Genomic DNA, 22231 nt, shown 5'->3' on the forward strand with positions numbered 1-22231 from the left:
AAAAAATGAAAATAACAGCAATAAAAACATATCCTGTAAACATTGCAGGCAGAAGTCAGTTAAACGTAAAAGTAGAAACCGAAGCTGGTATTTATGGTTGGGGAGCATCAGGTCTAACAGGTAGAGAATTGGCGGTAATTGGCGCTTTAAATCATTTTAGACCTTTATTAGTTGGTAGAGATGCGCGTCAAATTGGTGCAATTTGGCAAGATTTATACAGAGGACAATATTTTGAAGGAGGAAGAGTTTTAACCGCTGCCATTTCTGCAATAGATATGGCTTTGTATGATATTAAAGGAAAAGATTTAGGCGTTCCTGTTTATGAGTTGTTAGGAGGAAAACAGCGAGATTATGTAGAATGTTTTGCTTCTTTGCGTTTTAGTAGTAAAGAAGAATTAATCAAAAGAGCAAAAATTTTACTAAAAGAAGGATGGAAAATGTTGCGTTTAGCGCCAGCAGAATATGAAGAAGGAAAATTTGCATCTGTTTTTGAACCAAGAGAATCTATTGCAATTATTGCAGAATGGTTAATTGAGTTGAGAAAAGAAGTGGGTTCAGCTCCAGTTATAGGAATTGATTATCACCACCGATTAACAGTACCAGAAACCATTTCTTTTTTACAGAGAATGCCTGTAGGAACCATCGATTTTATTGAAGAACCCATTAGAGATGAATCTCCAGAAGCTTATGAAACATTACGAAAGATGACCAATGTTCCATTTGCAATTGGAGAAGAATTTGCAAGTAAATGGCAATTTTTACCATATATAGAAAAAGGAATTACACAGTTTGCAAGAATTGATGTGTGCAATGTTGGTGGAATTACAGAAGCTATGAAAGTGGCTTCAATGGCAGAGTCTCATTATATCGATTTAATGCCGCATAACCCAATTGGGCCAATTTGTACAGCAGCTACTTTGCATGTGGCAGCTGCAAGTCCTAATTTTAGTTGGTTAGAAGAAATGAATACGCATGTAGAAAACCCAGGTTTAGATGATGCTAATTATTATCCTTTACAACCAAAATTGGAAGGAACTCGTTATAAATTATCAGATGCGCCAGGTTTAGGAGTTGATTTTAATGAAGAACTAGCAATAAAAGAAGGATTTAAAATGGTAGAAGCTCCTCGGTTAAAACGAAATGATGGTTCTTTTACAAATTGGTAAAACTTAAAAAGATAAAAACATATGATTATTTCAAAAATTAAAAATATTTATAGCTCATCTTTTTTTTTGGTAATGATACTTGGGTTTCTTTCTGTGGATAAAATAGCTGCACAAAAAAGACCAAACATCATTATTATGATGAGTGATGATCAAGGTTATGGAGATATAGGTGGGCACGGAAATCCGTATTTGAAAACTCCAAATATGGAAAAAATTGGAGATCAAGGAATAGAAATGACACATTTCTTTTCATATCCTAATTGTTCCGCTACAAGAGCTGCATTATTAACTGGGAGATATCCTTATAGAACAGGAGTTACAGCAGTTACACAAGTAGATCATTTTATGCATACAACAGAAACTACTATTGCTGAAGTTTTAGCTGAAAATGGATATAAAACTGGAATTTTCGGAAAATGGCATTTAGGAGATAATGCACCAATGAGACCTACAGATCAAGGTTTTCAGGAGGCTTTAGTGCATAAAGGTGGTGGAATTGGACAAGCTGCAGGTCCTTCAGGTAATACGTATTTCGACCCAATTTTAGAACACAATAATGTATCTAAAAAATACAAAGGGTATTGTGATGATATTTTTACAGAGGCTGCCTTAGATTTTATGAGTAAAAAAGATGGAAAACCTTTTTTCACATATTTAGCAACCAATTTACCACATTTACCGTTACAAGTTCCTGAGGAAAGAGCAGAACGTTTTAGAAAAATGGGTTTACATGAAGACAATGCACTTACGTATGGTATGATTGATAATATAGATTATAATGTTGGTAGAGTTTTAAGTAAATTAAAAGAGTTAGGAATTGAAGAAAATACAATTGTTATTTTCTTATCTGATAATGGGCCAAGAACGAGAAGAACTAAAAATGATCATTATCCAGGAAGATGGGTTGCTAATTTAAGAGGTACTAAAACAAGTGTGTATGATGCAGGAATTCGTGTGCCTTTTTATGTGAAATGGCCAAAAAAGATAAAACCAAGAAACGAGTCATCAACAATGGGGGCAATTATAGATTTGTTTCCAACCTTGTTGGATGCTGCGAAAGTTTCAGTTCCAAAAAACATTAAAATTGATGGTAAATCTTTAATACCGCTTTGGACAAAAAATGATTCAGAAAATTTAAAAGAGCGAGATTTTGTTGTGCAAATGCATTATGGGCCAACACCTTTTAAGTACATGCACTTTAGTTTAAGAACGCCAAAATACAAATTGGTAAGTCCACATGATTCTCCACACGGAATTGTACATCAACCTACAGATTTCGAATTAAGAAATGTGGTTAAAAACTTAGAATTATATAATGTTGAAAAAGACCCGAGTGAAAGGATAAACATCGCAAATGAATATCCAGTAATTGTAAATGAGATGTTATCTCGTTATGAAGATTGGTTTGATGAGGTTACAGAAGAAAGAGACGCAAGAGGGATTCAGAAAATTTATTTAGGAAATAAAATGCAGCCTCATGTTAATTTATCTCGTTTCGATTGGGGTGGTCCACGTGTAATTTCACGTTTCGATTATGGCGGCCCAAGAGTTGTTGAAGATAATCAGTTAGGTTATTGGCAAGTAAAAACAGAAGAAGGAATTTACAGTATTTCTTATGATTTACCAACGTTAGAAAATGGAGGAATTGCCCATTTAAAATATGGGAAGGTTCATTTGACAATTAATTTAGGGAAAAATCAAAAAAGAGTTACTTTTAAAAATGTAAAACTACCAAAAGGAGAAGGTAATTTTCATGCGTATATTAAAGCGGGTAGATTGCCAGTAGGTCCTCATTTTGTAGATGTAATAAGAACAGACTTATAAAAAAAAAGTTTGTTTTATTTTATAAAAATAGGTTTTTGGATCTTTTAATTGCATTATTTGCGTCATTAATTTAGGAGATTTAGCATGGTAAAATTGTGTTATTAAAAGGTAAGTTTTGTCGTTTAAAAAGTTCATTTTTACTTTTACTTTGTAGGGTAGCTTTTGTTTATTAATGTTCATAAAGAACTATTCAATCAATAAAGAATGAAGAATATTATAATTTTAATCTTTGCACTTGTAACAATTTCTAGTTGTGCACAAAAAAAACCAAATATAGTTTTCTTATTCGCAGATGACGCTGGTTATGCAGATTTTGGTTTTCATGGAAGTAAAGTAATGATAACGCCAAATTTAGATAAATTGGCTAAACAAGGAGTTCGTTTTGAGCAAGCTTATGTTTCAGACCCCACTTGTGGGCCTTCTAGAGCAGGTATAATAACCGGTAAATATCAACAACGTTTTGGTTTTGAAGAAAATAATGTGCCTGGTTATATGAGTGCTGTTTCTGCACAAGATGGTATAGATATGGGAGTTCCTGTAGAAGAAGTTACCATGGCAGATTATCTTAAAAAAGAAGGTTACGCAACTGCTTTTTACGGGAAATGGCATTTAGGAGGAGCAGATAAATTTCATCCAACTAAAAGAGGCTTTGATGAGTTTTATGGCTTTAGAGGTGGTGCTAGGAGTTATTACCCATACAAGAATCCACCAAAAGAAATTTTAAATAAATTAGAAGAAGGTTTTGGCAACTTTAAAGAACACGAAGGTTATTTAACAGATGTTTTAGCAGAGAAATCTATAGATTTTATAGAAAGAAATAAAGAGAAACCATTCTTTGCCTTTTTATCTTTTAATGCGGTGCATACACCAATGAACGCAACCCCAGAAGATATGGCTAAGTTTCCTAATCTTACAGGTAAGCGTAGAGAAGTTGCAGCAATGACATTGGCTTTAGATAGAGCTTGTGGTAAGGTTTTAGATAAGTTAAAAGAATTAGGTTTAGAAGAGAATACAATTGTAATTTTTAGTAATGACAATGGCGGACCTTCAGATAAAAATGCATCAGATAATTATCCATTAAGTGGTTCTAAATCTAATCATTTAGAAGGTGGAGTTAGGGTGCCTTTTTTAATGAAATGGCCAGGGAAAGTAAAAGCAAACACTACTTTTAAAAACCCAATAAGTACTTTAGATTTATTACCAACTTTTTATGCGGCTGCAGGAGGAGATGTCTCTTCTGTAAAAGACTTAGATGGTGTAGATTTATTGCCTTATATAAATGGAAAAATTAACAAAAGGCCTCATGAAACTTTATTTTGGAAGAAAGATGCACGTGCAACAATTAGAAAAGGAGATTGGAAGTTAATTCGTTTTCCAGATAGACCTGCAAAATTATTCTATATTCCTGGAGATATTAAAGAATTGAAAGATTTAGCTTCTTTAGAACCAGATAGATTAAAAGAAATGTACAAGGAATTATATGAGTGGGAACTTACTTTAGAACGCCCAAGATGGATGCTGAAAAAATCTTTTGAAAAAGTAGATATTGATAGGATGGATAAGTATTGGGAAATTGATAAGAAGAAAGAATTTAATGTAAATCAGAAAATTAAAAACTAAATTGATGAAAACAGTTTTCAAAATATTATTTATTATCATTATATTCCTTGGCTATAGTTGTGATAAAGCTACTTTAGGTAAGGTTGAAAAAAATAAAGTAGAAGTTAAATTATCTAAGTATTATCCTTTTTCAGATTTAGAAAATAAAGAAGGTTGGGTTCTAAATGAAGAAATAAGTGACGAATTTGAAGGGACAGAAATAGACACTGCTAAATGGTTTGTAGAAGGCCAAAATGGAGATTATTATATTTGGAAAGGTCGTGCTCCTTCTCAATACGCTCCTCACAATGTAGTTGTTGAAAATGGGAATTTAATATTAAAAACACAATGGGAGCCAGATTATAATTTTGCAAAAGAAAGTTATGCAGATGGTGCTCATAAAGATACTTATGGTGTTCATGAAGGGAAACCTTTACCTATAACTACTGCAGCTGTTGTTAGTAAGAAAAGGTTTTTAAATGGTTATATGGAAATAAAATCGAAAGCACCAAAAGCAGCAATGACAGCAGCGTTTTGGGCAATTGGTTTTGAACAAGAATTAGATATGTACGAGCAATTAGCAGTTCCAAAAATAGCTAAAGAAGGTTCTATAAGTAGTAATACTAATAGAACAGCAGTTCATGATTGGAGTCCACCTTCTACAAGACCAACAAAAGCATTTGGTTACGATGAAAACTTACCATACACAACTTCTGATGATTTTCATGTTTATGGAGTTGAATGGGGAGAAGATTATTTAAAAATTTTTAGAGACGGAAAATTCGTACAAGAATTTACACAAGATGAATTGGGTACAGATTGGGTGTTAAATAACCCTATGGAAATTTGGATAGATTCAGAAATTTTTAAATGGTTAGGAGTACCTCATAAAGAAGAATTACCAGCTACATTTGAAGTAGAATATATGAGAGTTTGGCAAAAAGAATCTAATAATCTATTATTAAAAGATAAAGCTTTTTATGGTTTTGAAGGGCCAATTTTATTTGAGGAAAACCCAAGGCCATTAAAAATGGTTCCAGAAGATGCTACAGCAAATGAGTATCAGAAATTTTGGCTTTTTAACGAAGGGTCAGAAAAATATTTAAAAATTACAGAAGGACATTATGCAAGTGGTGTAGAAGCATTGCAGTTTTTTGGGTATGGAAAGAATGAAAAATTAGAAGTAGAAAAAGTAACTGTTTCTACACCAGAAGGTTCTTTAAATATTGCTGAAGGAAATTATTCACTATCAATGAAAATTTGGTTAGATCAAGGTAGAATTTCAGATAGCATTCATGTAACTCTAATGAATCCTGAATTAAAATTAACCTTTTTAGATTTAAAAAAGTTACCAAGAAAAGAATGGGTAACTATTGATACTAAATTCTCTAGAAAAGAAGCATCAGAAAAAAATGATGGAATGATTATAGAAATTAGAAAAGAAGATTTACCAGAAACAAAAGCTGTTAAATTTTATATTGATGATATTGAGATTAAAAAAGTGAATTAAAATTTTAATTAAATGATACAATTTAAAAGATATACTTTTATAGCATTGTCTGGATTGTTAACAATTGCTAGTATTAGTTGTACACAGAATAATGCTGATGTTAATGTGAAAGCTGAAACTACTTCTCCGATGCCATTTTCTGACCAACAGAATGAAAATGGATGGGTGTTAAATGAAGATTTAAGTGATGAATTTATAGGAACAGAAATAGATACAGTAAAGTGGTTTGTAGAAGGTAGAAATGATAAGTATTATATTTGGAAAGGACGTGCTCCTTCTCAATTTGTTGCTAAAAATGTAATAGTAGAAGATGGTAAGTTAAAGCTAAGAACAGCTTGGGAACCAGATTATCCGTTTATTAAAGAAAGTTATGGCGATGGAAACATGGGAACTTCTCAATATGGTATTTATAAAGACGGATCTCCAATGCCAGTTACTACAGCAGGTGTTTTAACCAACAAACGTTTTTTGTATGGTTATATGGAGGTGAAATCTAAAGTTGGTAATGCTGCAATTACAGGGGCATTTTGGGCAATTGGGCATGAGCAAGAATTAGATGTGTATGAATTAATGGGAAACCCTAAAAACAAGGGAAATATTAGAGCAGATTCTTATTTAGCAACGGCACATGATTGGAGACCACCAGCACAAAGACCTACTAAAATATTTAATCATGATGAAAACTTAGACTTTAGAACTGCAGATGATTTTCATGTATATGGAGCGGAATGGGGTGTAGATTATTTAAAATTATTTATTGATGGAAAACTAATTCGTCATTTTACACAAGATCAATTAGGAACTTCTTTTGTGTTAAATAACCCTATGGAAGTATGGTTAGATTCAGAGATTTTCTTTTGGTTAGGTTTACCTCATAAAGAAGAATTACCGGTAGATTTCGAAATAGAATACATGAGAGTTTGGCAAAAACCTTCGGATAATTTGTTAGCTAAAGATGCCGCTTTTTATGGTTTTGAAGGGCCAGTTTTATTTGAAGAAAACGGAAGACCTTTAACCTTATTACCAGAAAGTTCTGTGCCAGATGATTATCAGAAATTTTGGACAATTGAAGGTGGTTCAGAAAAATATTTATCAATTGCTTATGGCGATTATTACAAAGGTGTAAACAGTTTAGAGTTTGCTGGTTTTAGCAAAACAGAAAGTTTAGAAGTGGACAAAGCGGTTGCTATGGCTCCAGAAGGTTCTTTAAAATTAGAAGCTGGTGAGTTTTCGGTATCTGCTAAGGTTTGGTTAGACCAAGGTGTTATTGCAGATAAAATTAGTCTTGTTTTACAAGATCCTGAATTAAAAGTTACATTTAGTGATCTTAGAAAGTTACCAAGAAGAGAATGGATTACTGTAACATCTAAAATTTCAAGAAAAGTTGCATCAGGAGCAAAAGATGCAATTGCTATTGAAATTGATAAATCAGATTTACCAAAAACAAGAGCTGCTAAATTGTTTATAGACGATATTATCATCAAAAAAAATTAATAAAAAAACATAAAGTTAAGATAACTTATCAAAAATTATAATTAATGAGTACTACTTCAACCATTCATAATAAGGCAATTACAAACACATCAGAAAGTCCGTTTGTAAAACTAAAGAGCATCAATTTTGGTGATTGTAAATGGAGCACTGGCTTTTGGTCAGAAAAAGTAAAAACAGCAGAAGATAAGATGCTACCCTATATGGGCGATCTTTTGTGTGGTGATATTGGTCATGGATTAAATAATTTTAAAATTGCTGCAGGTTTAAAAGAAGGAGAACATAAAGGTTTTTACTGGCATGATGGAGATTTTTTTAAATTTATGGAAGCAAAGATGTATATCTATGCACAAACTAAAGATGCAACTTTACTAAAAGAATTAGATGAATACATCGATATTATTGGGCAAGCTCAAGAAGAAGATGGATATATACATACACATGTTCAGATTACAAAAGGTGTAGATCGTTTTGAAAATAGAAAGTATCATGAAATGTACAATTTTGGACATTTGTTTATTGCTGCTTCTGTTCATTCAAGATTAACTGGTCAAAGCAATTTCTTAGATATTGCTGTAAAAATGGCAGATTTATTACATGCTTATTTTATGCCAGACACTAAGCATTATCAGCGTTTTGGATTCAATCAAACTCAGATTATGGGCTTGGTAGAATTGTATAGAACTACAAGAGATAAAAAGTATTTAAAATTAGCAGAAAAGTTTATCAACAGAAGAGGAACTTACGAGATAGAACACGATTCTACTACAGTTGGTTATCCTATTGGAGATATGGTTCAAGAAAGAACTCCTTTTAGAGAGTCTGAAGAAGCAGTTGGTCATGCTGTTTTAGCATTGTATTATTATGCAGGAGCTGCAGATGTGTATGCAGAAACTGGTGAAAAAGCATTATTAACTTCTTTAGATAAATTATGGGAAAACGTTACAGGTAAAAAAATGTATGTAACAGGAGCTGTTGGTCAAGCGCATTATGGAGCTTCAACAAGTTTAGATATGATTGAAGAAGGTTTTATTGATGCTTATATGATGCCTAATATGACTGCTTATAACGAAACTTGTGCAAACTTATGTAACGCAATGTTTAGTCATAGAATGATGGGGATTAATGGTGAATCTAGATATGCAGATATTATAGAATTAGTATTATATAACAGTGGTTTATCAGGAATTAGTATTGAAGGAAAAGATTATTTCTATTCGAATCCTTTAAGAATGGTAAATAACTCTAGAAATTATGATTCTCATGATGATGTAACAGAAAGTCCAGTTAGACAACCATATTTAGAATGTTTCTGTTGTCCTCCAAACTTGGTGAGAACAATTTGTAAAACATCTGGATGGGCGTATAATTTATCAGAAAATGGAGTAGCTGTTGTTTTATTTGGTGGAAATAATCTTGATACAAAAATGTTAGATGGTTCTGCTTTAAAATTATCTCAAGATACAGAATACCCTTGGAAAGGTTTGGTGAAAATAACTGTTGATGAATGTAAAAGTGAAGCTTTTGAAATTCAAGTTAGAATTCCGAAATGGGCAGTAGGAAGTACTCTGAAAGTAAATGGAGAATCTGCAGGAGTTGTTATAAATCCAGGTAATTTTGCGAACATAAATAGAACTTGGAAAGTAGGTGATGTTATTGTTTTAGACATGCCAATGGAACCAACTTTTATTGAAGGTCATAACAGAATTGAAGAAGTGAGAAACCAATTAGCTGTAAAAAGAGGACCAATTGTGTATACAATTGAAACTCCAGATTTACCTAAAGATACAGCAATTTTAGATGTTTATATAAAAGGAGATGCTGCTTTAAAAGCTGTTCATAAGCCAGAATTTTTAGGTGGAGTTACTGTAATAGAAACAGAACTTTTATTAAGAGAAGGTAAATCGGATGATATGTATCAAACCGTTAAAAAACCGGTCTTTAAGTCTTTTAAAACACAATTAGTGCCTTATTACGCGTGGAGTAATAGAGGGCAAGCAGAAATGACGGTATTTATGCCAGTTGTTTGGAATAATTAAATAATACAAGGGACTTAAGTCTCTTGGCAACAAATTTTTAGTACTGGTAAAACAGCTTACTCAATTCGGGAAACTGAAAAGAGTAAGCTGTTTTTTTTGTATTAAACTATGGTAATATTGATATATGATGAGGTACAATAATGTAAGAATATCTTCTTTTTTTTTCGGTTCTTTAGAAGTTGTAATAGGTAAATAAAACAACCAAATAAACATCAATTAAAATGACTCTAAAAGAAAATTTAAATATAATTAAATTATTGCTTTTAATTTTTACAATGGTATTTTTTATTTCTTGTGAACAAGGAAACCCGTTAACAAAAGAGGCTTTGTCTAAAGTAGATAAATTAGAAAAGTTAATAGAGAAATCGCGGGCTAACTCTATTGATATTACTAGAGAAGAAACTACACTTTGGTTTGCAAATGAGTTTTTAAAATTTGCAAATTGGGATGAAGCTCATAAAGAAGAAGTAGGGAAATTGTTTGGTTATTATACTCCTTTTTCTGATGATAAAGAAAAATCTGCAGAAAATCTACCTGATTTTGAAAGAAGAAAAGTGATAGAGATCTTAGATAAATCTATCAATGATTTAGAACAATTAATTGCAGGAGAAAGAACAAGAAGACCCGTTGCTAAAGTAGATTGGGAAAATATAGAAGTTTCAAAAGATATGTTTTTAAGTCACGGGAAACCTATTTTTTTATATGATTATTTTTCTAAAACTGTAGGTAAACCCTTAACTACAAAAAGTGTTTACAATGATCATTTAGGAAATATTTATCATGGAGGAAGTACTTTGTACGAGGTAAATCAAGACAGAGCAATTAATCCATTTATTTTAAATGAAGACGGTTCTTTTGATGAAGAAAAACTAAAACTGATTACCGATATTCCAGATACAAACGTTGGTTTTATGATATTATGGAATATGGGGATGCCAGAATGGGTACACAAACAAGATCCCGATATTACAAAAGGACGTTCACTTTTTACAGGTTTTGATATTGATAACCCGTTAGCTAGAAAAGTTTGGAGTGATGTTATTCAAAAAGCAGGAGCGCTTACAAAAGATAAAAAAGTAACTCAAATGGGGTATGTTTTAGCGAACGAACCGCATTGGTATTCTGAGAAAAAACATTGGACAGCTCGTTTTAATGAAATGACAGAACTGTCTTCTCATACCATTTCTAAATTGCAAAAATGGTTAGAAGTGAAGTACAAAGGAAATATTAAGGAATTAAATGATAACTGGAAAACTTCTTTTAAAAATTTTGCAGCTGTAGCAATAGAAACCCCTATAGATAAAGCAAAAAGAGGAACTCCAATTTGGTATGACTGGTGCAGATACAATATGGATAGAAGTATAGATTGGTTTACTTTTTTGCAAGGAGAGCTTCATAAAGTAAATCCGAATGCAGATACAAGTATCAAAATAATGCCAAATATGTTCACAGAAAACGAGCGTTCTCATGGTATTGATACGGAAGCGTTAACAGATTTGACATCTATGATTGGTAATGATGCAAAAATGAGAGAGCGAGATGTAAGAAGTAAAAAACCAGAAGAATGGGAAGAAAGATATTCCTATTTCTGGGAAGAAATGAGTGTTGCATACGATTTTATGGAGTCTGTTTCACCTAATAAAATACATTTTAATTCAGAATCTCATTTTTTATCTGCTGCTTGGTGGCGTAAATTAGACACTTCTGCAGATTATGTAAGAAGTACAACTTGGTTGGCTACACTTCACGGAATGGATGCACAATTAGCTTGGTTTTGGGCTAGAGATCCTGACGGTTCTCCTGAAGATAGGTTAGAAGGAGAGTTGGATTTTTTCGACCCTGCATTGGCTGGTTCATTGGCGGGTTCTGTAAATCAACAGCCTCATGTTGCGAATGAATACACTCAGGTTATGATGGATTTGAATTCATATTCCGAAGAAATTTTTGAATTAAGAAAACAAAGAAGGCCTATTAGATTATTTCATTCAGAAGCTTCTGCAATTAATAAAAAATTACATATGAAACAACAATTTCATATGTACGAAGCACTTTATTTTGAAGGATTTCCTGTAGGATATGCAACAGAAAATATAATAAAAAAGCAAGATAATTCTACTTGGGACGCAATTTTAGTTTACAAAACACCTTATGTAACCAATGGAGAGTTTGAGGCATTGCAAAGTTATTTAAACCAAGGAGGATCTGTAATTGTGGATGGTAAGAATAGTTTGACATTAAATGAATATGGACAGAAAAGAAAGATGTCTTTATTTAAAGGAAAAGGGACTTTAATAATGATGGATGGCGAAGTTTCTGTTGAAGATATTAGAGAGCAAGCATTAGAAACTATTTCAAATAATTTATCAGAAATTGTTTTAAAGGAAGATAATGGAACAGAGTATAAAGGTTGTGTTTGGAGAGTTGCAAAGACAACAGAAGGAAGTTTTATTATTAATATCTTAAACGTGGGTAAAAATACTGCAAAATTGAATTTATCTTTTAAAAACAACCAAAAAGCTAGTGCTATTGATATGATGAATGGGCAAAAATTAGGGGCAAATTTCGAATTAAAGTCTAATGGTGTATTGTTGTTAATGGTAAAATAATTTAAAAAGGTAATTATGAAAACTAAATTTTTAGTAATAATAATTGGTTGTTTTTTCGGTGGTTTTGTATGCGGACAAGATTTATCCTTAGCCAAAAACTTAAAACCAGAAGATAGAATTGCATTTGCAATGTATACAGTACATGAAAATACTGTAAAAATGACAGCGCAATTTTATCCGATTATAAATTATGAACCTTTTGAAGCTACTTTAGAAATAGAAGAAAATGGTAAATGGATAGAAAAAACGAAAGCAGCAATTAGATATCCAGGTTATACATCTCTTTTTAGAATTGATAATTGGGATGATACCAAAGAAGCTAAGTACAGAGTTGTGCATAATAACAAAGCATTTTATGAAGGAATTATTCGTAAAAATCCAATTCATAAAGAGAATTTTATTTTAGCGGCTTTAACCTGTAATTCTATTTATCCAAGACATGGTGGAGATATTCCAAGAACAGATATTGTAGAAAATCTAATAAAACTAAAACCAGATTTATTGTTCTTTTCTGGAGATCAAGTATATGATCATGCACAACATTACTTGTATTGGTTAAAATTTGGGACAGATTTTAAAGAAATCATAAGAAATACGCCTACCATTTGTATTGTTGATGATCATGATGTTGGACAAGGAAATTTATGGGGAGCAGAAGGAGACAGCTCACCAACATTAAGTGGGGTTTCAGGAGGTTATTACAGACCCGCTGAGTATGTAAAAGAAGTTGAAAGAGCACAAACTGCTCATTTACCAGATCCGTTTGATTCAACTCCTGTTGCACAAGGAATTGGTGTGTACTATACAGATTTAAATTGGGGAGGTATTAGTTTTGCTATTTTAGAAGACAGAAAATTTAAGTCTGGTTTGTTAGATTTACCTAAATATGCTCCAGAAATTTTCCCGAACGGAAAAACAAGAGATGCTATTTTTGATCCAACGATTGATACTAGAAAATTAGACATTCCAACTGCAAAATTGTTAGGAGAACGTCAATTAAAGTTTTTAGAACATTGGACTACCGATTGGGAAAACGCTGAAATGAAAACAGTATTAACCCAAAGTGTTTTTGCCATGGTAAATAATTACACAGGTAAACACGACAGAGAAATAATTGCAGATTTTGATACCAACGGTTGGCCACAATCTGGTAGAAATAAAGCCTTAGCAGTTATTAGAAAAAGCTTTTCTCCTATGATTGGTGGAGACCAACATTTAGCTACTTTTGTAAAACATGGCGTTGATGATTGGGGAGACGCTAGTTACTCTTTTGTAACTCCTGCAATTGCAAACTATTGGATGCGTTGGTGGGATCCTAAAAGTCCCGGGAAAAATAGAGTCAAGAATTCGCCATATTATACAGGAGATTTTTTAGATGGATTTCAAAATAAAATTACTGTAGAAGCTGTTGGAAATCCTTCGTTGGAAGAAATAAAACAAGGTGGAAAATTATCTACTAGAGTTGCTGGTTTTGGAGTTATTAAGTACAATAAACCTAAAAGAACTATAACTTTTGATTGTTGGGGAAGAAATGTAGATATTTTGAACCCAAATACCAAACAGTATAAAGGCTGGCCAATAACAATTTCTCAATTCGATAATTTTAATCCAAGAGAATTCTTCTTGCTACCAACGTTAGATTTATCCAAAGAAAACCAAGTGGTAACTATTAGAAAAAGTGCTACTCGAGAAATCGTTTCTTCGGTTAGAATTATAGGGAAAACATATCAACCAAAAGTATTAGAATTAGGTGCATATACCATTGAAATTGGTGAAGGAAACGTACCTATTAGATATTTCAATATTAAATCAGCAAAGAAAAATAAAAAGAAATTGAGGATTAAAATTTAAATTCTGAAATTATTCTTCAACTAAAGATAAAATAAGCGTGTAATTTGATAATATTGAAGTTATTACATCTGTAATTTATATTTTTCTTTGTAGGTGTTCATATTTATTTCATTTCTAATAAAAATTAAATTTCACAAATGATAACTAAAAACTATTTGAAACTAACCTTTATAAAATCCGTTTTATTTACAATATTACTTGTTGTTACTCTTCAAATAAGTTCTCAAACAACATTTAAAGAAGTTTCCAAAGAATTTCCTAGACAAGAAAAGAATCTAAGAAAATGGGATTCACCTGTTATTGCTGATTTAGATAAAGATGGGTATCCAGATTTATTGATAAACGATCATGGTTTCGGTATTCAAGTTCAATGGAATAATAAAGGAAAATTTGCAAAACCATATGATATTATTATGGGCGATTTACATGGTGTTTCTGTAGGAGATTTTGATAATGATGGTCATTTAGAAATAATTATGTCTAGAGGTGGAGGTTCTGGTAGTAATGCTAGAAACTCAAAAATATATAAAGTGAAAGGAAGAGAATTTATACCGATGGCAGACTTTACAGAGCCTTTAGCTCTAATGCGAGGTAGAACTGTAAAGTTTGTAGATTTAGATAATGATGGCGATTTAGATTTGTTAAACTTCGCTTTTCCTGATGGGGCAAAAAAAGGAGCAAGTGAAAATTATGTGTATGAAAATAATGGTTCTGGAGAATTAATTTTACACTCAACTTTACCAGCGAGTAAAGTAAATGGACAAAAAATTTTATTAACAGATTTTAATAATGATACTATAATTGATATTATTTTATATGGTTACGAAAATGTAAAAACGTTTCAAGGAAAAGGTGATTTAACTTTTACTGAAGTTACCAAAAAAATATTTCCTTTTAATATTGATGAAGTTACCGCAATTACTGAGATAGATTATGATAATGACGGTGATATGGATTTGTATTTTACAAGAGGATCTGAATTCAAAAAAGGAGATACTTTCTATAATAAAGAAACCAAGGATCTTGGTTTTTTCTCTAAAAGAGGAGAATTGAAATTAGATGATTTTGTTTCTGGAGAAGTTTTAGAAATGGAAAATTTTCAATCTCAATGGCCAAATAATGATACATTCTATATTGGTGAAGCTTCTTATGATTATGAATTTAGTGGAGAAACGCATTCTGGTAAAGATATTAGTTTGGTAATGAGTGATGCTTTAGGTTTTCCTGATAACGCAAATTTTAAGGAGAAAAAAGGATGGTATATAGGTTATGTAGGAAATGAAAAATGGAGAATTGGAGGATATCTTTGGGCACCAGCAACTGGTGTTATTCATAATGTAAAAAAATACAATGCTAAAAAAATAGCAAAAGGACCTAGTGATTTTTTACTGGAAAATAAAAAAAATAAATTTGTAGATGTTACTAAAAAAGCAAATCTAGAACTAGAAGAATATACAATGGCAGTTACCGTTGCAGATTATGATAATGATGGTTTTAAAGATTTATTAGTAATTAAAAGAGGTAAATTGGTTTTTGAAAACGAATCTATTCTATACTTAAACAATGGTAAATCTGGTTTTAATCGTGTGGGAAATCATAATATTATAACAAAAGATTTAGGTGGAATAGGAATGGCTATTGAAAGCTTAGATTATAACAAAGACGGAAAAGTAGATGTTGTAGTTGGAGATGAAAGAGCAAAATGGCACTTGTTTAAAAATGAATTATCAAACAAAAATAAGTTTTTAACAGTTGAGGTAAGAAACTCTAAAAAAGGAAACATTTCTCCTTTAGGAGCTTTGGTTACTATTTCATCTTGTGGAAATTTACAAGTTCAAAGAGTAGGTGCTTCTGCTTCTCAATATTCGCTAAACCATAATACTTTTGTTCATTTTGGAATTGGGAATTGTGCTAAAACGGTAAAAGTGACTGTTAAATATTCTAACGGAGAAGTTTTAGAAAAGATGGTAAATACTAATAATAAGGTGGTAATTGGTAATTAATAAAACCTTTAATTTTCGAGTCATAATTAATAAAAAATAATTAACAACTATGAATAAACACACAAAAAATGCATTCTTATATGCTATTATAGTCGCTATAGGGTCGTTTGTCTTTGGTTTAGATGCTGTATTAATTTCGGGAGGATTTAAGTTTATTACACAAGAATTTAATTTAACGGCATCACAAGTTGGTTTAATTGGTTCAGCGCCAGGTATTGGAGTGTTGGTTGCATTGCCTCTAACAGCATTTTCTGCTAATAAATTTGGAAGAAAGTTTACATTACAAATTATTGCAATATTTTATATTGTCTCTGCAGTTGGTTCTGCTTTTGCACCATCGTTTCTATCACTATTTTGGTTTCGATTTTTAGGGGGATTAGCTTTTAGTTCTGTTACTTTAGCTTCTATGTATATTGGTGAAATTGCACCTGTAAAACAAAGAGGGAAGTTGGTTTCTACTTTACAGATAAATATGGGAATTGGTTTTACAGCTGCCTATTTAATAAATTATTGGATTTTACAACAAATGGGGTCAGATTTACAATGGGTAAAAGACTTAAATCTAACTGAAACTGGTTGGCGTTGGATGCTGGGTATAGAAATAGTTCCTGCTGTTATTTGGTTTTTATTATTGTTTTTAATTCCTAAAAGTCCGGCTTGGTTAATTTATAAAGGCAGAATTGATGATGCAAAAAAATCGTTAGCAAAAGTATATCCAAAAGCTGAAGTTGAGGTGCAAATTAAGCAAATGGTTCATAGTTTAGAGAGTTCAGAAGGCAGCAATTCTTCAACAAGGGGTCAATTAAAAGAGATTTTTAGTAGTAAAACAAGAATCGTTTTAATTATCGCTTTAACATTGGCAGTAGTGCAACAATTTACGGGTATGAATGCAGTTATGATCTACGCTCCAACAATGTTTGAGCAATTAGGTTTAGGAACAGATGCTGCGTTTTCTAGTACCATTTGGATTGGTGTAATTGGTTTAGTTGCAACTCTAATATCATTATCTTTAATAGATAAATTTGGTCGTAGGCCTTTAGTAATTGGTGGTTTAGTTTTAATTATTATAAGTATATCAAGTGTTTCTTATGGATTTAAACAAGCAACATACCAAGTAACTAATGAGGCTATTGTTAAAATGAAAGATATTCCAAACATAGAAAAGTTAAATGCTATAGTTGGAAAAGAATTTAAAAGTGATGTAGCGTTTAAAAACTCTTTAAGCGAAATTTTAGGAGTAGAGTCTGCTCGTGATAATTCTGCTGTAATATTTAAGGAAACGGCTAACATGAATGCGATATTAATATTGTTAAGTATTTTAACATTTATTGCAGCTTTTAATTTTTCCATTGGACCAATTATGTGGGTGTTATTATCAGAGATTTTTCCAATTTCTAATCGTGGTGTAGCAATTCCTTTATTTGCTTTAATTTCGAGCACAGTTAGTGCGTTAGTTCAATACTTATTTCCATTAGAAATGGATATTTTTGGAGCAGCCACAACTTTTATAATTTATGCAGGAATTGTACTTGTTGGTCTTATTATTTTATACAAATACCTTATAGAGACCAAGGGACTTTCTTTAGAGGAGATACAAGAAAAATTAAAGAAGAGTTAATTAAGTTTTATAAATAATTTAAAATCCATCAATTTATTGATGGATTTTTTTTGCCTTATTATATTCTATTATTTACGAATAGATACCACATATTTACAGCAAAAGGCTTTGTGCATTTTATTTAATTTTAGATTTGATTCTAGTTATATCTCAACAATATAAAAATCATTCAAAGTTGAATTATTAAATAGAATTTATATAGCTTGTCAAGTTAATTTCTCTATTTAAATTTATTTTTTTTCTTAATCGGTGTCTAGCAACGTGAACACTTCCTAAAGAAATACCCAAAAGATGCGCCATTTCTTTCCCAGAGAAATTAAGTTTAATCAACGCACAAACTTTTAAATCTGCAGAAGTTAAAGCGGGTACTTTCTTTTGTAATCGATCGTAAAAACCTTTGTTTAAAGAAGAAAAACGGTTGTTAAATGAGTCCCATAAACTTGTTGAATTGTTGTCTACTGACTTTAAAAAAGCTTTAGTTCCAGAATCTAAATTAGACTTTTTAATATGATCTTTTAAGGTTTTAAGAATTTCTTCTTTTTCAATTAATTGAAGAGTATTTGTAGTAAGTTCTTTATTTTTTATATTTAATAATTCTTGTGAACTTTGCATTACTTTTTCGTGTTTTAAAGAACGAATTCGGCTTCTAACCATAAAACCAATTAGAGTGATTAGGAGCATTGAAATCACAAAAAATATTTGAAAGCGTAAGATTTTTGTTTTCTTGTTAGAGAGTTCTTTGTTTTTTAAATTTAATAAGACGTTCTTTTTTGATAACTCATCTTTATAACGATTCTTTATCATTAAAAAATCTTGATTTTTATCATTCCTTGGGTTGAGATATTTGAAATTAATTTCATTAGATTTTAATTCATTTTCATAAGCCAATTTATAATTTCCTTGTTCTGATAATATATTGGAAAGGCGATTATGTATGTATGATTTGTAAAAAATATTTTCTCCCGTAAAGTCTTTTGTATAAATTGATTTTTTGAAATAGCTCTTGGCTAAATCTAAGTCATTCAATTTCATATATTCATTCCCAATTCGTCCATATAGTATTATTAAAAAACTGTTAGCTGTGTTGGTAAACGGAATTTTATTATCTATTAATTGATAAGATTTTTCGGCAGCTAATAGTATTTCTAAAGAAGATTTTATGTTCCCTTTTCTATTTTGAATACTGGATAGTTTTTCTTTTAACTGAATTTTAAATATAGGTTTCTTCTTTAAAATCTCTGAAAATGAATAACAAGAATCAATATATTTTAATAACGTTTTATCCTTTTCTATACGCTGATAATACATAACCAAGTTGTAATAAGACTGAAAGATTACAGCATCAGATATTCTGTTCTTTTTGTAATAAACTTTGAAGTAAGAATGTGCTTTCTTGAAGTTTATTCCTGCTTCATTATCTTGTTTATATAAATAATTTAGAACACCTAATTCCTCATAAGACTTTGCTAACAGTATAGTGTCTTTATATTCTTCGGCTATAAATAAAGCTTCGCCAGCAGTATTAAAAGCATCTCCATACTTTAAGTTTTTTCTATTGAATTGACTTAAATTAAGTAAGTTTTCAATAATTTTAACAGTGTCTTTCTGATAGAGGTAAGTATCATATTCTTTTTTTAGAAAAGATGAGTTAGACTCAAAATTACTTTCAATAAGATGTATGCCATCATTATTGAAACTTTTGAATTGTTGACCTTGTAAGGATGCTAAAAAAATAAAGTTAAGTAGTAAATAACTGTAATTTATCTTTTTAATTGAGTTTAAGTATTTATTATTCAATGTTTTATGATAATATTTATTAATGGTTTTTTAACTTAAAAATTAAGTTAAATATACTGATATTTATTCTAATGTTAAGTTTTTGTAATCCTTTAAATTGTGTTTTACGTTAAAACTACGACTATATTGCAGTATTAAAAAAACAATTAAATGTTAAAAATCACTAGACTAATTCTGAAAGTGTTATTGTTTGTTGGTATTTCTACTTTTGCTCAAGAGAAGATAAATGTTGATGACATAAAGTTTGTTGAATTCCTTGAGGATTCCTTAAAAAATGAACTTATAAATGAAAAAACAAGAAATGTCTTTTTTAAAACATCTAGAACTTACTGGAAAAACAGAAAATTAGATTATAATTTACATCCCGAGAAATATGAAAAAGCGATGTCTTTATTTCATAAAAATCAACAAAAATATAAACGAAGTATTCATAAAGTAAATACAAAACGAAAAAACAGAATTGAAAATGCTGTTAAAAATTTTCAGAATTTTGATGATAGAAATACTTTCTCAAAAAATTCAATCTTATTTGTAGGTAGTTCAAGTATTGCAGGGTGGAAAACTTCAATTTCATTTCCTGAATTCTCTATTATTAATAGAGGAATTGGCGGTATGAATATGCACGAAATTATAAATTATTATGATACTCTCATAAAAAAACACACTCCATCAATTGTAGCTATTTATTGCGATATTGATGTTGAACAAGGAAAAGTACCAGAAGAAGCTGTAAGTGCATTTAAAAAATTAGTAAATAAGATTAAATCAGATTTTCCAAAAACCCACATATTATTGCTTTCAATGAAACCAGTTATGGTTGATGACTTTATTGGTGAAAATATTCGTAAAAATAAAATGATTACGAATACCCAACTTTTAGATTATAGTAAAAAAGAAAAAAACGTTCATTTTATTGATTTGGCCTCACCTATGTTATTTTCTGATGGAAAATTAAAAACAGCTGTTTTTATTGCAGATGGTATGCACTTAAATGAGTTAGGTTATTCAATTTGGAATCCAATAATTAGAAATAAACTAATAGAGCTAACTAATTAAAAATAACTATACTTAAAATGAAAATAGTTCACATAATTTTATTTTTTACCATCATTTTTGGATGTAAATCAAAACTAGAGAACCATCAAAAAAATCAAAAAAAGCCAAATATATTATTTATTGGGATTGATGATTTGCGACCAGAATTGGGTTGCTATGGATCTGAAATAGCTATAAGTCCTAATTTAGACAAATTTGCAACACAAGGCTTGCTTTTTGAAAATGCCTATTGTCAACAAGCAATCTGTGGTCCTTCTAGAGCAAGTTTGTTAACAGGTATTCGACCAGAAACAAGTGGAGTATTTCATAATTACATCAAATTTAGAGAAGTGAATCCAGATGTTGTGACGCTACCACAACATTTTAAAAATAATGGATATGAAACTGTTTATGCGGGTAAAATTTACCATCACGGAGATTTAGATGAAGAAAAATCTTGGAGCAGACTTCCGGCAACAGATAGTATGACTGTAAAAGGAATTAAAAAACCTGTAGGTTTCGCTTTAAAAAAGAACAATATAGATCGTGCCAAAACTCGAAAGGAAATGGTTACCAAATATGGTAAAGTTGCACGTTATGGTTTAGCTTCTGGTACTGCATATGAATCTGCGGATGTATCAGATAATACCTATTCTGATGGTTATAATACTGAACTTGCAATTGCGACTATGAAAGAAATGGTGGCTAAAAAGGATGATAAACCATTTTTCTTAGGACTAGGTTTTAACAAGCCGCATTTAAATTGGGTAGCACCAAAAAAATATTGGGATTTATATAAGAGAGAAGACATTAAGTTATCTACTCAAACTGAAAGTCCAGAAAATGGAGCAAAAATGGGTTTACATCCTTCTTTAGAATTAAGAGTAAGAAGTGGAATTCCTAAAAAGGGCCCGATTGATAAGGAGTTAGCCATCACATTAAAACACGCATATTTGGCGTGTGTAAGTTATGTAGATGCGCAAATTGGTAAAATGATATCAGCCCTAGAAAAAGAAGGTTTAAGAGAAAATACCATAATTATTGTTTGGTCTGATCACGGTTGGCATTTAGGCGATATGGGAATATGGGGAAAAGCAACTAATTATGAAATTGCAACAAGAGTTCCGCTACTTATTTGGACACCAGATATGCCAAAAGGAAGTCAAGGAAAAACGACAGATGCTTTGGTAGAATTGGTAGACATGTATCCAACTTTAGCAGAATTAGCTGGTTTGGAAATTCCTAAACATGTTGAAGGTACAAGTTTTACTCCTTTATTAATAAACCCAAAAACAGCATGGAAAACGGCTGCTTTTAGTCAGTTTCCATCACCAGCATTAAGAGAATGGGGAGCTTTTCCAATAAGGCCTGCAATGAGAGAAACCTATTTTGGACCATTATTAGACGAGGTTGAAACCAAAATTAAACATCAGCAAAAAGATAAATGGGACAGAGATTTGTTTGAAAATAATTTAATGGGATATGCAATGAGAACTGAACAATATAGATTTATTGTTTGGAAAGACAGAGAACACAAAGAAAAAGAACCCGTTTTTATAGAACTGTATGATCATAAAATAGATCCGTTAGAAACAAAAAATATAGCCGATGAAAACCCAGAAAAGGTTGGCGAATTAATGAAACAATTTAACAAAGGTTGGCAAGGAAATACTCCTAAACAATCTATATAAA

Annotated in this window: 13 protein-coding genes; 12 read left to right on the forward strand and 1 reads right to left on the reverse strand. The window is 31.0% G+C overall.

The annotated features are described in order from the left end of the window. Positions 1–5 precede the first annotated feature (5 nt). From SHK09_RS14035 to SHK09_RS14080, 10 genes are all read left to right on the forward strand, one after another. Positions 6–1166, forward strand: coding sequence for a mandelate racemase/muconate lactonizing enzyme family protein (locus SHK09_RS14035; RefSeq protein WP_319811415.1), 1161 nt, complete (start codon positions 6–8; stop codon positions 1164–1166). Between the two features lie 21 nt (positions 1167–1187). Next, the gene (locus SHK09_RS14040) at positions 1188–2990 is read left to right on the forward strand and encodes an arylsulfatase (protein ID WP_319811416.1); all 1803 of its coding nucleotides are present in this window, start codon (positions 1188–1190) and stop codon (positions 2988–2990) included. Positions 2991–3194: 204 nt separating this feature from the next. After that, the gene (locus SHK09_RS14045) at positions 3195–4610 is read left to right on the forward strand and encodes a sulfatase (protein WP_319811417.1); all 1416 of its coding nucleotides are present in this window, start codon (positions 3195–3197) and stop codon (positions 4608–4610) included. Positions 4611–4614: 4 nt separating this feature from the next. After that, positions 4615–6099 (forward strand): family 16 glycosylhydrolase, encoded by a 1485-nt coding sequence (locus tag SHK09_RS14050; RefSeq protein WP_319811418.1) that lies wholly within the window; start codon positions 4615–4617, stop codon positions 6097–6099. 12 nt (positions 6100–6111) lie between these two features. Continuing rightward, positions 6112–7593, forward strand: a complete 1482-nt coding sequence (locus SHK09_RS14055) for a family 16 glycosylhydrolase (protein ID WP_319811419.1) — start codon at positions 6112–6114, stop codon at positions 7591–7593. Between the two features lie 44 nt (positions 7594–7637). Then, positions 7638–9629 (forward strand): glycoside hydrolase family 127 protein, encoded by a 1992-nt coding sequence (locus SHK09_RS14060; RefSeq protein ID WP_319811420.1) that lies wholly within the window; start codon positions 7638–7640, stop codon positions 9627–9629. A 221-nt stretch (positions 9630–9850) separates the two neighbouring features. After that, positions 9851–12235: a hypothetical protein gene (locus tag SHK09_RS14065; RefSeq protein ID WP_319811421.1), complete on the forward strand. Its 2385-nt coding sequence runs from the start codon at positions 9851–9853 to the stop codon at positions 12233–12235. Positions 12236–12250: 15 nt separating this feature from the next. After that, on the forward strand, positions 12251–14086 hold the full coding sequence (locus SHK09_RS14070) for a hypothetical protein (protein ID WP_319811422.1): 1836 nt from the start codon (positions 12251–12253) through the stop codon (positions 14084–14086). Between the two features lie 137 nt (positions 14087–14223). Then, positions 14224–16089 carry a CRTAC1 family protein gene (locus SHK09_RS14075; protein ID WP_319811423.1) on the forward strand — a complete coding sequence of 622 codons (1866 nt, stop codon included), beginning with the start codon at positions 14224–14226 and terminating at the stop codon, positions 16087–16089. Between the two features lie 49 nt (positions 16090–16138). Next, positions 16139–17707, forward strand: a complete 1569-nt coding sequence (locus tag SHK09_RS14080) for an MFS transporter (protein WP_319811424.1) — start codon at positions 16139–16141, stop codon at positions 17705–17707. Positions 17708–17890: 183 nt separating this feature from the next. On the opposite strand, the gene SHK09_RS14085 is transcribed toward SHK09_RS14080, so the two are convergent. Beyond that, the gene (locus tag SHK09_RS14085; protein ID WP_319811425.1) at positions 17891–19504 is read right to left on the reverse strand and encodes a hypothetical protein; all 1614 of its coding nucleotides are present in this window, start codon (positions 19502–19504) and stop codon (positions 17891–17893) included. A gap of 150 nt (positions 19505–19654) precedes the next feature. On the opposite strand from SHK09_RS14085, the gene SHK09_RS14090 reads away from it, so the two are divergent. Together SHK09_RS14090 and SHK09_RS14095 are read left to right on the forward strand one after the other, a co-directional pair. Next, on the forward strand, positions 19655–20560 hold the full coding sequence (locus tag SHK09_RS14090) for a hypothetical protein (protein WP_319811426.1): 906 nt from the start codon (positions 19655–19657) through the stop codon (positions 20558–20560). A 17-nt stretch (positions 20561–20577) separates the two neighbouring features. Beyond that, entirely contained in the window at positions 20578–22230 is a 1653-nt protein-coding gene (locus SHK09_RS14095) for a sulfatase (protein WP_319811427.1), read from the forward strand. Position 22231: the final 1 nt, after the last annotated feature.

Source organism: Polaribacter sp. PL03, assembly GCF_033875165.1.
Taxonomy (GTDB): Bacteria; Bacteroidota; Bacteroidia; order Flavobacteriales; family Flavobacteriaceae; genus Polaribacter.

Bases quoted from the DNA above. Each gene is read 5' to 3' on its own strand.
- SHK09_RS14065 (WP_319811421.1), top strand. From the start codon at position 9,851: ATGACTCTAAAAGAAAATTTAAATATAATTAAATTATTGCTTTTAATT.
- SHK09_RS14050 (WP_319811418.1), top strand. From the start codon at position 4,615: ATGAAAACAGTTTTCAAAATATTATTTATTATCATTATATTCCTTGGC.
- SHK09_RS14035 (WP_319811415.1), top strand. From the start codon at position 6: ATGAAAATAACAGCAATAAAAACATATCCTGTAAACATTGCAGGCAGA.
- SHK09_RS14080 (WP_319811424.1), top strand. From the start codon at position 16,139: ATGAATAAACACACAAAAAATGCATTCTTATATGCTATTATAGTCGCT.
- SHK09_RS14060 (WP_319811420.1), top strand. From the start codon at position 7,638: ATGAGTACTACTTCAACCATTCATAATAAGGCAATTACAAACACATCA.
- SHK09_RS14055 (WP_319811419.1), top strand. From the start codon at position 6,112: ATGATACAATTTAAAAGATATACTTTTATAGCATTGTCTGGATTGTTA.
- SHK09_RS14095 (WP_319811427.1), top strand. From the start codon at position 20,578: ATGAAAATAGTTCACATAATTTTATTTTTTACCATCATTTTTGGATGT.
- SHK09_RS14045 (WP_319811417.1), top strand. From the start codon at position 3,195: ATGAAGAATATTATAATTTTAATCTTTGCACTTGTAACAATTTCTAGT.
- SHK09_RS14090 (WP_319811426.1), top strand. From the start codon at position 19,655: ATGTTAAAAATCACTAGACTAATTCTGAAAGTGTTATTGTTTGTTGGT.
- SHK09_RS14070 (WP_319811422.1), top strand. From the start codon at position 12,251: ATGAAAACTAAATTTTTAGTAATAATAATTGGTTGTTTTTTCGGTGGT.
- SHK09_RS14075 (WP_319811423.1), top strand. From the start codon at position 14,224: ATGATAACTAAAAACTATTTGAAACTAACCTTTATAAAATCCGTTTTA.
- SHK09_RS14040 (WP_319811416.1), top strand. From the start codon at position 1,188: ATGATTATTTCAAAAATTAAAAATATTTATAGCTCATCTTTTTTTTTG.